At 69.9% G+C, this 11,858-nt stretch carries 11 protein-coding genes; 9 read left to right on the top strand and 2 right to left on the bottom strand.

What is annotated here, in order from left to right:
* Positions 1-369: 369 nt before the first annotated feature.
* Genes ABIS05_RS22115 through clsB form a run of 4 tightly spaced genes read left to right on the top strand, consistent with a single transcriptional unit; the run spans position 370 to position 3,738 of the window.
* On the top strand, positions 370-1,176 hold the full coding sequence (locus ABIS05_RS22115; protein ID WP_348013196.1) for a CsgG/HfaB family protein: 807 nt from the start codon (positions 370-372) through the stop codon (positions 1,174-1,176).
* Between the two features lie 32 nt (positions 1,177-1,208).
* Complete coding sequence (nudB, locus tag ABIS05_RS22110; protein WP_348013195.1) at positions 1,209-1,682, top strand: dihydroneopterin triphosphate diphosphatase; 474 nt, start codon at positions 1,209-1,211, stop codon at positions 1,680-1,682.
* A complete protein-coding gene (locus ABIS05_RS22105; protein WP_407074886.1) occupies positions 1,682-2,479 on the top strand; it encodes an endonuclease/exonuclease/phosphatase family protein in 798 nt (265 codons plus the stop codon). Before nudB ends, ABIS05_RS22105 begins: the two co-directional genes overlap by 1 nt.
* Entirely contained in the window at positions 2,476-3,738 is a 1,263-nt protein-coding gene (gene clsB, locus ABIS05_RS22100; RefSeq protein WP_348013193.1) for a cardiolipin synthase ClsB, read from the top strand. The genes ABIS05_RS22105 and clsB overlap by 4 nt, the downstream gene beginning before the upstream one ends.
* A gap of 251 nt (positions 3,739-3,989) precedes the next feature.
* Here the strand turns inward: clsB and hutH are convergent, their stop codons facing one another.
* Positions 3,990-5,489 carry a histidine ammonia-lyase gene (gene hutH, locus ABIS05_RS22095; protein ID WP_348013192.1) on the bottom strand — a complete coding sequence of 500 codons (1,500 nt, stop codon included), beginning with the start codon at positions 5,487-5,489 and terminating at the stop codon, positions 3,990-3,992.
* Entirely contained in the window at positions 5,486-7,147 is a 1,662-nt protein-coding gene (gene hutU, locus ABIS05_RS22090; protein ID WP_348013191.1) for a urocanate hydratase, read from the bottom strand. Before hutU ends, hutH begins: the two co-directional genes overlap by 4 nt.
* A gap of 117 nt (positions 7,148-7,264) precedes the next feature.
* Here hutU and hutC point away from each other — a divergent pair, with 117 nt between their 5' ends.
* The 5 genes from hutC to ABIS05_RS22065 form a co-directional block, all read left to right on the top strand.
* Positions 7,265-7,984, top strand: coding sequence for a histidine utilization repressor (hutC, locus tag ABIS05_RS22085; protein WP_348013190.1), 720 nt, complete (start codon positions 7,265-7,267; stop codon positions 7,982-7,984).
* Positions 7,985-8,042: 58 nt separating this feature from the next.
* On the top strand, positions 8,043-8,591 hold the full coding sequence (locus ABIS05_RS22080; RefSeq protein ID WP_348013189.1) for a HutD family protein: 549 nt from the start codon (positions 8,043-8,045) through the stop codon (positions 8,589-8,591).
* Positions 8,592-8,793: 202 nt separating this feature from the next.
* Complete coding sequence (gene hutI / locus ABIS05_RS22075) at positions 8,794-10,008, top strand: imidazolonepropionase (protein ID WP_348013188.1); 1,215 nt, start codon at positions 8,794-8,796, stop codon at positions 10,006-10,008.
* Positions 10,005-10,805 (top strand): N-formylglutamate deformylase, encoded by an 801-nt coding sequence (hutG, locus tag ABIS05_RS22070; protein ID WP_348013187.1) that lies wholly within the window; start codon positions 10,005-10,007, stop codon positions 10,803-10,805. The genes hutI and hutG overlap by 4 nt, the downstream gene beginning before the upstream one ends.
* A partial coding sequence (locus ABIS05_RS22065; RefSeq protein WP_348013186.1) for an amidohydrolase family protein occupies positions 10,793-11,858 on the top strand: 1,066 nt, incomplete at its 3' end. The genes hutG and ABIS05_RS22065, both read left to right, overlap by 13 nt.

The following is an 11,858-nucleotide window of genomic DNA, read 5'->3' as shown; positions in this document are numbered from 1 at the left end:
CTTCGGCCGGACCGAGCACAGCACCTGCGTGCTGTGCGACGCCTGCCGAAGGACTTGCCGCATGCAAGCGGCAAGGCACGCAGGGGACCCGGAGCGCAGCAAAGGGCGGGGCGGTCAGGGGGGAGCTCTTTGGTTACTTTCTGGCGGCCCAGAAAACCGAAGGTTTCGGCGCAGCCAAAGTGACTCGCCCGCCGGGGCGAAAACCGAAGGTTTCGCCGAAGGCAAATCCCGGCATGGGCCTCACGCGTCAACCCGCACTTACCTCGTCATACCGCCTCCCCACGTCCCGGGGAGTCGTCCCACGTTCAAAGGACAAGCCCCCCCAAGCTGCAAGGCAGACTCGCTCGTTCCCGCCACGATGCATCGCCCATGACCGCTCGCCCCCTGCTCGCCGTTTCCGCCACCACCTTGCTGCTGCTGCTCACCGCCTGCGGCAAGTCATCTACCAGCCTGGGCGAGGGCGGCTCGGTCATCAGCGGCTCGGCCGGCCCGGCCGGCGCCCACAACGCCAGCCGCCAGCTCGTCAAATGCGACGCGCCGGTCGCCACGCTGGCCCTGGTGGAGAACCCCAACGGCTACAGCTACTCCAGCAGCTATCAGCTGCCCGCCAGCCCCGTGCCGCTGGTGCGCTTGCTGGCCCAGCAAAGCGGCTGCTTTCGCGTCGTCGACCGCGCGGCTGGGCTCAAGGCCACGGTGCGCGAGCAGGAGCTGAAGGACGCCGGCATCCTGCGTCAGCAGGGCAACACGGTGAGCAAGGGCAAGGGCTACGAGGCCCAGTACAGCCTCACGCCTAGCCTCACCTTCAGCGAGCAGGACGCCGGCCGCCAGATCGGCGGCATCCTGCAGGCCATTCCCTACCTGAACAAGCTGGTCGGCGCGGCCGAGCAGGTCAAGCTCAAGCAGGCCCAGGCCGCGCTGCTGCTGACCGACAACGAGACGACCGAGCAGATCGCCGCAGCCACCGGTTCCGTCGAGGTGACCGACCTCGGCATGGGCGGCGCGCTCGTTGGCAAGCTGGGCGGCGCGAGCGGGGCGGGCTGGAGCAATACCAACGAAGGCAAGGTCATCGCCGCCGCCTTCATGGACGCGCACAACCAGCTCGTTGCGCAGGTGCGGGAACTGCAGGCCAAGGAGCTACCGCCCGAAGTGGCGAAGCGCAAGGCTCAGGGCGGCTGAAGCGCACGGGGTCCCGAGGCTATGCTGGCGCCATGCAGTCGGCCAAGCCCTTCAAGATCCCCGAATCGGTCCTCGTTGTCATCCACACGCCCGACCTGCAGGTGCTGCTGATCGAGCGGGCCGACCACGCCGGTTTCTGGCAGAGCGTGACCGGCTCCAAGGACAGCCTCGATGAGCCACCGGCCGAGACCGCGCGGCGCGAGGTGCTGGAAGAGACGGGCTTCGACATCGCGGCCCTCGGCGGCGAGTTGCGCGATTGGCAGCTGGCGAATGTCTACGACATCTATCCCCACTGGCAGCATCGCTATGCGCTCGGTGTCACACGCAACACGGAACACGTGTTTGGCCTACAGCTGCCGTCGGCGTTGACACCGACGCTGGCGCCGCGCGAGCACGTATCTTGGCTGTGGTTGCCTTGGCAGGCGGCGGCGGACCGTTGCTTCTCGCCGTCCAACGCCGAGGCGGTATTGCAGTTGCCGCGGTTCGTTGCCGCCACGATGTCCTGATGGTCATGAGATCCACCGCCCGCCCCACCCCCCACGCGCCTGGCGACGTGCTGCGCGTGGCCACTTACAACATCCACAAGGGCGTGCGAGGCCTGGGGCCGGCCAAGCGCCTGGAGATCCACAACCTGCAGATGGGCGTGGAGGCGATGGATGCCGACCTCGTCTGCCTGCAGGAGGTGCGCCTCTTCCACCACCGCGAAGCGGCCTATTTCGACCAGACCTGGTTTGGCTGGCCCGAGAAAGGCCAGGCCGAGTTCCTGGCGCCCGAGGGCTACGAGGTGGCTTACCGCACCAATGCCAAGACCCGGGACGGCGAGCACGGCAATGCGCTGCTGTCGCGCTGGCCGATGGGCGACATCGGCCATCACGACGTGTCCGATCATTCGCTGGAGCAGCGCGGCTTGCTGCATGTGCCGGTGCATTGGCAGGGCTCGGTCGTGCATGTCATCGTCGCCCACTTCGGGCTCATCCATTCGAGCCGCATGCGCCAGGTCGACCGGCTCGCCAGCTTCGTCAAAGAGCATGTGCCGGAGGGCGCGCCGGTGCTCGTCGCCGGCGACTACAACGACTGGGGCGAGCGCCTGGACACGCCGATGCGTGCCCACGGCCTGCGCCGCGCGACGCCGCCGCACGGGCGGGCCAAGGCGCCCACTTTCCCGTCGCGGCTGCCGGTGTTCGCGCTGGACCGCGTCTACCTGCGCGGCCTGCGCTGCACCGGCGTGCAGGTGCCGCGCGGGCCGTCGTGGGCGCGCATGTCCGACCACCTGCCCTTGATCGTCGAGCTGGCGCTGGAATGAAGGGGTTGGGCGCCCGGCAGCGGCGGCGTCACCAGGCGACCGACACGGGCTTCGTCGGCGGCAACGACATCGAGCTGCTGCGCGGCGGCGACCAGCTCTTCCCGGCCATGCAGGCGGCCATCCACCGCGCGCGCCACGAGGTCTGGCTGGCCACCTACATCTTTCATCACGACGACACCTCGCTCGCCCTGGTCGACACGCTGCTCGCGGCCGACCGGCGCGGCGTGCGCGTGCGGCTCGTTGTGGATGGCTTCGGCAGCAACGCCAGCCTGGCGACGCTGCGCGACAAGCTGGCCGGCAGCGGCGTGGCGCTGGCCGTGTTCCGGCCGATTGACCGCTGGTGGCAGTGGTTCAAGCGCGGCCAGCTGCGCCGCCTGCATCAGAAGCTCTGCGTCGTCGACAACGAGCAGGCCTTCGTCGGCGGCATCAACATCATCGACGACCGCCTGGACATGCGCCACGGCGTCAGCGACCTGCCCCGGCTGGACTTCGCCGTTCAGGTCAGCGGCGGCTTGGTGGACCTGGTGGCCCACAGCGCGCGCTCGATCTGGTCACGCGCCTGGCTGGGGCGCGAGTTCGACGATGCGTTGCTGGACTACGTGCCCCTGCGCCGCCGCTTCACGCTGTGGCTGACCCAGCTCTGGCGCGGCCCGCAGCGCCTGCCCGAGCCGTCGTCGCGCTTGGCCCCCGTTTGCGCCGCTTTCGTGCTACGCGACAACCTGCGCCGCCGCCGCACCATCGAGCACGCCTACGCCGACGCCATCCGCAACGCGCGGCACAGCGTCGACATCGTCTGCCCCTACTTCTACCCCGGCAAGCGCATCCGCCATGCGTTGCGGGTCGCGGCCGATCGCGGTGTGCGCGTGCGGCTGCTGCTGCAGGGCAAGCTCGACTATCGGCTAGCCGGCTGGGCCGCCGAGGCGCTGTATGCCGACCTGCTGCGCCACGGCATCGAGATCTACGAATACACGCCGGCCTTCCTGCACGCCAAGGTCGCCGTCGTCGACGACGAATGGGCCACGGTCGGCAGCTCCAACATCGACCCGCTGTCCCTGCTCGTCAACCTGGAGGCCAATGTCGTCGTGCTGGACCGTGGCTTCGCCATGCAGCTTGCTGCTGAGATCGAGATCGCGCTTGCCGCGTCCGGCCGCGTCGGCGAGGCCGCAGGCAAGGGCCTGCGTGCGTGGCTGCACCGGGCGGCGGTGGTCTGGTTTGCCTACGTCTTCCTGCGTGTGGTCGGGGCGGCGGGGCGGTATTGAGGCCCCTCGCCCAGGCTTGCGCCGGCTGAACGCCGGCAAGCCTGGTCTGGGACCGCGCTGCGGCATGAGCCGCAACGCTTCGCCAGGCACACCGCCCCCACTGGGCGCGCCGTGTCCGGGCTCAGCCCCCGAGGGGACGGCGATGCTTGCGGCATCGAGCCGCAAGCACATCGCCAGGCGGGCCGGCTTGGGGCGGCCCGGCGCTCGGCCCGAAACAGCCGGCCTTGACGCGGTACGGCGCGCAACCGAGATCAGAACCCCGGCGCCTGCGGCGCGCGCAGTGCGCCCGCCTGCACCAGCGCCGCCGCGCGCTCGATGTCCGGCGCCAGGTAGTGGTCGGCCGGGCTGCTGGCGCAGTCGGCGCGCAGCCGGGCGTGCAGAGCCTCCACTGGCGCTGAGCTCGTCAACGGGCGCAGGAAGTCGATGCCCTGGGCCGCAGCCAGCATCTCGATGGTGATGATGTGGGCGGTGTTGTCCAGCATCGCGTGCAGGCGGCGGGCGGCGAAGGTGGCCATGGAGACGTGGTCTTCCTGGTTGGCGCTCGTCGGCAGGCTGTCCACGCTGGCGGGGTGGGCCAGGCTCTTGTTCTCGCTGGCCAGCGCCGCTGCCGTCACGTGGGCAATCATGAAGCCGCTGTGCAGGCCGGCGTCGGCCGTCAGGAAGGGCGGCAGGCGCGAGATGCCGGGGTCGATGAGCATGGCGATCCGGCGCTCGGCAATGGCGCCGACTTCGGCTATGGCCAGCGCCAGGTTGTCGGCCGCGAAGGCGACGGGCTCGGCGTGGAAGTTGCCACCGCTGAGCATCACGTCCTCAAACACCAGCGGGTTATCCGTCACCGCATTGGCCTCGCAGACGAGGACCTTGGCCGCATGCCGCGCCTGGTCCAGGCAGGCGCCCATGACCTGGGGTTGGCAGCGCAGGCAGTACGGGTCCTGCACGCGCTCGTCGCCTTCGCGGTGGGACGCGCGAATGGCGCTGCCGGCCAGCAGCTCGCGGTAGACGCCGGCCACTTCGATCTGGCCGGGCTGGCCGCGCACGGCGTGGATGCGCGCGTCGAAGGGCCCGTCGCTGCCGCGTGCGGCGTCCAGCGTCATCGCGCCGCTGGCCAGCGACGTGGCGAACAGGCTCTCGAAGCGCAGCAGCGCGTGCAGCGCCAGCGCCGTGCTGGCCTGCGTGCCGTTGATGAGGGCCAGGCCTTCCTTGGCGGCCAGCGTCAGCGGCTGCAGCTTCAGCCGCGCCAGTTCGGCGCGGGCCGACACGCGCTGGCCGTCGACCAGCGCTTCGCCTTCGCCCATCAGCGCCAGCGTCAGGTGAGCCAGCGGCGCCAGGTCGCCACTTGCGCCCACGGAACCCTGGCAGGGCACGTAGGGAATGAAGCCCGCGTTGAAGGCGTCCAGCAGCGCGCTGATGACGACGCGGCGCACGCCGCTGAAACCGCGCGCCAGGCTGCCCGCCTTGGTGGCCAGCATCAAGCGCACGACCTCCGGCGACATCGGCGCGCCGACGCCCACCGAGTGGCTGCGGATCAGGTTGAGCTGCAGTTGCGCGAGCTGATCCTTGGCGATGCGCGTGCTGGCCAGCTTGCCGAAGCCGGTGTTGACGCCGTAGACCGGCGCGTCGCCCGCAGCGGCAGCAGCCACCCGCGCAGCGCTCTTGTCGACAGGCGCCCAGTCGTCGAGCTGAAGTTCCGCGCGGCCGGCTGCGATGTCGGCGAGTTGGGCGAGCGTGAGTTGTCCGGGGATCAGTTTCATAGCGAGGGCAGGTTCAGTTCGTTCTTGTGGGCGCAGGCGGCGGCCGACTCGTAGCCGGCATCGGCGTGGCGCATGACGCCGGTGGCCGGGTCGTTCCACAGCACGCGCGAGATGCGCTGGGCGGCGGCGTCGGTGCCGTCTGCCACGATGACGACGCCCGAGTGCTGCGAGTAGCCCATGCCCACGCCGCCGCCGTGGTGCAGGCTCACCCAGGTGGCGCCGCCCGCGGTGTTCAGCAGCGCGTTCAGCAGCGGCCAGTCGGAGACCGCGTCCGACCCGTCCTTCATGCCCTCGGTCTCGCGATTAGGGCTGGCGACGGAGCCGCTGTCCAGATGGTCGCGGCCGATGACGATGGGCGCCTTCAACTCGCCGCTTCTCACCATCTCGTTGAAGGCCAGGCCGGCGAGGTGACGCTCACCCAGGCCCAGCCAGCAGATGCGCGCCGGCAGGCCCTGGAAGGCGATGCGCTCGGCGGCCATGTCCAGCCAGCGGTGCAGCGCTTCATGCTGGGGAAAGAGTTCCTTCAGCTTCGCATCGGTCTTGCGGATGTCCTCGGGGTCGCCCGAAAGCGCAACCCAGCGGAACGGGCCCTTGCCCTCGCAGAACAGCGGCCGCACGTAGGCCGGCACGAAGCCGGGAAAGTCGAAGGCGTTGGCCACGCCTTCGTCCTTGGCGACCTGGCGGATGTTGTTGCCGTAGTCGACCGTCGGGATGCCTTGCGCCTTGAAGGCCAGCATCGCCTGCACGTGCACGGCGCAGCCGGCGGCGGCGGCAGCTTTCAACTCGGCGTGACGTGCCAGGTCGGCGGACGCGGCCTTCCATTGCTCGACGCTCCAGCCCGGCGGGCAGTAGCCGTTGATCAGATCGTGGGCGCTGGTCTGGTCGGTGACGAGGTCCGGTTTCACGCCTCGCTTGACGAGTTCAGGCAGCACCTCTGCCGCGTTGCCCAGCAGCGCGACCGACACCGCGCGGCCGGCTTCGGTGTGAGCCTGGATGCGGGCGAGCGCGTCGTCGAGGTCCTGCGCCTGCTCGTCCACGTAGCGCGTCTTCAGGCGGAAGTCGATGCGGCTCTGCTGGCACTCGATGTTCAGCGAGCAGAAGCCCGCGAACGTGGCCGCCAGTGGCTGTGCGCCGCCCATGCCGCCCAGGCCGGCCGTCAGCACCCATCTGCCCTTGGCCACGCCGCCGTAGTGCTGGCGCGCGGCTTCGACGAAGGTCTCGTAGGTGCCCTGCACGATGCCCTGGCTGCCGATGTAGATCCAGCTGCCAGCGGTCATCTGGCCGTACATCATCAGGCCCTTGCGGTCCAGCTCGTGGAAGTGCTCCCACGTCGCCCAGGCCGGCACCAGGTTGGAGTTGGCCAGCAGCACCCGCGGCGCATCGGCATGCGTGCGGAACACGCCCACCGGCTTGCCTGACTGGATCAACAGCGTCTCGTCGTCGTTCAGCTCGCGCAGGGCCTTGAGGATGGCGTCGAAGGCCTCCCAGTTGCGCGCCGCCTTGCCGATGCCGCCGTAGACGACCAGCGCATCCGGGTTCTCGGCCACGGCGGGGTCGAGGTTGTTTTGCAGCATTCGGTAGGCGGCTTCGGTCGGCCAGCTCTTGCAGCTGAGCTGGGTGCCGGTAGGCGCCCGGACGGGGCGGGGCAGGGCGGTCATGTGGGTCTCCTGAAACTGCGGCGAACTCTAGTTGTCTATACAAGTCGAGTCAATGGGCCTGTTCACGCTACGGCAGCGACCCACTGCCGTAGCGTGAACAGGCCCTAGGATGCCCGCATGTCGAGAAGCCCAGCCAGCCCCGAACCGCACTACCTCAGGGTGAAGAACCATCTGCGCGAAGGCATTGCCAGCGGTCACTGGGTGGCCGGCGACTTGCTGCCCAGCGAGGGTGCATTGGTGGGCCTGTTCGAGGTCAGCCGCATGACCGTGAACCGGGCGCTGCGCGAGCTGGTACAGGACGGGCTGATCGAGCGTGTGCAGGGCGTGGGCAGCTTCGTGGCGCAGCTGCACCGCATCTCGTCGACGCTGAATGTGCGCGACGTTCACGAGGAGATCCTGGCGCGCGGCGGCACACACGAGGCGCGCGTGCATGCGCTCACCAAGGGCAAGGCCACGCCCCAGCAGGCGGCCGAGCTGGGCCTCAAGCGCGGCGCGCAGGTGTTCCTCAGCCTCATCGTGCATCTGGAGAACGGCCACGCCATCCAGTGCGAGGAGCGCGCCGTCAACCCGGCCTGCGCGCCGGACTATCTGGCACAGGATTTCACGCGCATCACGCCGACGCACTATCTGCTGGAGGTGGCGCCGCTGTCCGAGGCGCGCTACATGATCGAGGCGGCGTTGACCGGTGAGGTCGAAGCCAAGCTGCTCGGCATCGGCCGCCGTGACCCCTGCCTCGTCGTCAAGCGCATCACCTACAGCCGCGGCGTGGCGGTAACCTCCGTCAAACTGACCCACCCCGGAGCACGTTACCAATTGCAAGGGAGCTTCTCGGCATGAGCTTCCCGGCCATCAGCTGCAGAAAATGCGGCGTTGCCGGAAGTGCAAGGACAAGAACATGAGTTGGAGCAAGGTCAGCGCGGCCGACGTAGAGCCGCAGGCCTGGAAGAACAAGGGCGGCATGACGCGCGAACTGCTCGCCTGGCCGCATGCGCACGACTGGGCGCTGCGCATCAGCGTCGGCCGCGTGGACCGTGACGGGCCGTTCTCGGCCTTTCCCGGCGTGCACCGCTGGCTGGCCGTCACGGGCGGCGCGGGCTTGCGCCTGTTCGACTGGCCGCAGAGCATGGGCGACGAGCCGTTGCGTTTCGACGGTGGCCTGGCGCCGGATGCCGAGCTCATCAAGGGGCCGGTCGACGTGTTCAACGTGATGGAGAGGCGCGGCAACCTGGAGGTCGAGCCGGCCAGCAACGTGCTGCTGCCGCGCACGCCCTGGGTGGCGCTGTTCACCGTCGAGGGCGGCCTGCTGGAGCATGGCCACCGCGCGATGCCGATGGCGCCGCTGACGCTGGCCTGGTGCGAGGCGCCCGTCGCGCAGAGCTGCGTTTTCACCGGCCCCGAGGCGACCAGCAGCCATGCCTGGTGGCTGACCTGGAGCGGCGAGTGAACCTAGAAGCGGTAGTTGGGCGCGTCCGAGGGGCTGGCGAAGCGGGCCGCTGGCAAGGCGCGACGACGCTGCGGGCTCGCGCCCGCGAGGAGAAGCAACGCCGCCAGCGGCCTGCAGCGCCAGACCAGCGGGTGCGCAGCGGTGTGGACCGGAGTGGTGATGGCCGCCTCAGCCGAAACTTGCCGCTCCAACAAGCTCTTCAATGAGTAGCAAGCGGTCAACTGCCGGTTCTAGGTTATGGACTGGCGGCCGGCTGGCGACGCTGGCGGGCGACAGCGGCTGGGGTCTGGTCGAAGACGGCGCCTTGCTGGTCGACGGCGGGCTGCTGCGCTGGGTTGGGCCGAGCGCCGACGCGCCTGCGGCCGAGGAGATCATCGAGCTGCACGGCGCCCTCGTCACGCCGGGCTTGGTGGACTGCCACACCCACCTCGTCTACGGTGGCAACCGCGCCGACGAGTTCGAACAGCGCCTGCATGGCGCGAGCTATGCCGACATCGCCAGGGCCGGTGGCGGCATCCGCTCGACGGTGGCCGCCACGCGCGCCGCCAGTGAGGCGGAGCTGCTGGCCGCTGCCACCAAGCGCGCCCGGGCACTGATGCGCGAGGGCGTGACGACGCTGGAGGTCAAGTCCGGCTACGGCCTGAGCGCCGCCACCGAGGCCCGCATGCTGCGCGTCGCCCGTCAATTGGCCGGGCTGGGCGTGGACGTGCGCACGACCTACCTCGCCGCCCACGCGCTGCCGCCCGAGTTCAGCGATGCCGACGACTACATCGCCGCCGCTTGCCAATGGCTGCCCGAGCTGCACGCGCAAGGCCTTGTCGATGCGGTCGACGCCTTCTGCGAGCACATCGCCTTCAGCCCGGCTCAGGTCGCTCGCGTGTTCGACGCGGCCCGGCAGCTGGGCCTGCCCGTCAAGCTGCATGCCGAGCAGTTGAGCGACCAGGGCGGCGCCCAGCTCGCGGCCCGCTACCAGGCGTTGAGCTGCGACCACCTCGAATTCCTCAGCCCCGCCGGCGTGCAGGCCCTCGCCCAGGCCGGCACCGTCGCCGTGCTGTTGCCCGGCGCCTTCTACGCGCTGCGCGAAACACAGCTGCCGCCCATCGCAGCGCTGCGCGAGGCCGGCGTGCCCATCGCTATCGCCACCGACCACAACCCCGGCAGCTCGCCGACGCTGTCACCGCTGCTGATGCTGAACATGGCCTGCGTGCTGTTCCGGTTGACACCCGAAGAAGCCCTGCGCGGCCTGACTGTCAACGGCGCCCGAGCGCTCGGCCTGCGGGACCGGGGTCAACTCGTGGCCGGCCAGCGTGCCGACTTCTGTGTCTGGGATGGCGCCCACCCGCGCGAGCTGGCAGCATGCTTCGGACATAACCCGCTGATACAACGGGTATACCAAGGGGTCCAGGGAGGTTCATGAGTGTTTTTCAACTGCAGCAGGGCCGCACGCCGCTGCTGATCAGCCTGCCGCATGTCGGCACCGAGATACCCGCCGAGCTGGCCGAGCGCCTGGTGCCGCGTGCGCTCATCAGCGAGGACAGCGACTGGCATCTGGAGCGCCTGTACCGGCCGCTGGCCGAAGCGTTAGGTGCCAGCCTCATCGTGCCGCGCTACAGCCGCTACGTCGTCGACCTGAACCGCCCGCCGGACGACCAGCCGCTCTACCCCGGCGCTTCGGGCGGCACCGGCCTGGTGCCGACGCGCTTCTTCACCGACGAGCCGCTCTACGTCGACGGCGCCTGGCCCGACGCCACGGCCATCGCCGCGCGCCGCGAGGCCTACTGGCAGCCCTATCACGACGCGCTGGCGGCCGAGCTGCAACGGCTGCGCGCCGAGCACGGCCACGCGCTGCTGTTCGACGGCCACAGCATCCGCTCCGAGCTGCCCTGGCTGTTCGAGGGCGAGCTTCCGGCGCTCAACCTCGGCACCGCCGACGGCGCGTCCTGCGCGTCGGTCATCACCGAGAGGCTGGCCGTGTTGCTGGCCGGGCAGGAGCGCCTCAGCCATGTCGTCAACGGCCGCTTCAAGGGCGGCTACATCACGCGCCACTACGGCCAGCCGGGCCAGGGCGTGCACGCCGTGCAGCTGGAGATGTGCCAGCGCTGCTACATGGACGAGGCGCTGGACCCGCGCCATGCCTATGACGAAGCCGCCGCCGCCGAGGTGGCGCCGCTGATCGAGAAGATGCTCAAGGAGATGCTCGCATGCCAGCCCTGAAACGACTGCATGCCCCGCTCGCCTGGGTCAACGGCGGCTGGCAACGTGATGTGCTGCTGACGGTCGACGCCACTGGCCACTGGTCCGAGATCACCGTCAACCACCCGGCGCCGCCCGATGCCGAGAGGCTGGCCGGCCCCGTCATCCCCAGCCTCGTCAACGCCCACAGCCACGCCTTCCAGCGTGCCTTCGTCGGCCTGGCGGAGCGGCGCGACGCGGGCCAGGACGACTTCTGGCGCTGGCGCGACCGCATGTACGCACTGGCCCTGCGCATCTCGCCGCAGCAACTGCGCGCGGTGGCCAGCCAGCTCTATGCCGAACTGCTGCGCGGCGGCTACACGCATGTCTGTGAGTTCCACTACCTGCACCACGCGGCGGAGGGCCAGGCCTTCGAGGACGAACTGGACATGGCCTGGGCCCTGGCCGCTGCGGCCGAGGACACCGGCATCGGCCTGACGCTGCTGCCGGTCGTCTACACGCGCAGCGGCTTCGATGCGACCGGCCTGCGCCCCGACCAGCACCGCTTTGCCGCCGATGCCGACTGGGCCTGGCGGGCCTGCCAACGCATCAACGCCGCTGGCCTGACGCGGGTGACCGCCGGCGTGGCCCTGCATTCGCTGCGTGGTGCGTCCCAAACCGACATCAACCGCCTGCTTGGGCTGGTTGGCGGTGCGGACATTCCCATCCACATGCACATCGCCGAGCAGGCCGCCGAGGTGGCCGACTGCCTGGCCGCCACCGGCATGCGCCCGCTGCAGTGGCTGGCCAGCGCGGGTCATCTCGACCCGCGCTGGCAGCTCGTGCACGCCACGCACGCGGAAGGCTCCGAAATCGAGGCCGTCGCCCGCACCGGGGCCGGCGTCGTCATCTGCCCCGGCACCGAGGCCAATCTCGGCGACGGCCTGGCTGACCTGCCGCGCTGGCTGTCGAATGCTGTGCCGCTGACCGTGGGCTCGGACAGCCAGGTCACGCGCGGCTGGGTGGAAGAGCTGCGCTGGCTGGAGTACGGACAGCGCCTGGCGCTGCGCCAACGCAATGTCGCATCGGCACCGG

The sequence above is a fragment of the Roseateles sp. genome, from assembly GCF_039929605.1.
Taxonomy (GTDB): domain Bacteria; phylum Pseudomonadota; class Gammaproteobacteria; order Burkholderiales; family Burkholderiaceae_C; genus Pelomonas.
Note: the sequence above shows the minus strand (reverse complement) of the source record. Positions and strands in the feature narration are given on the sequence as shown.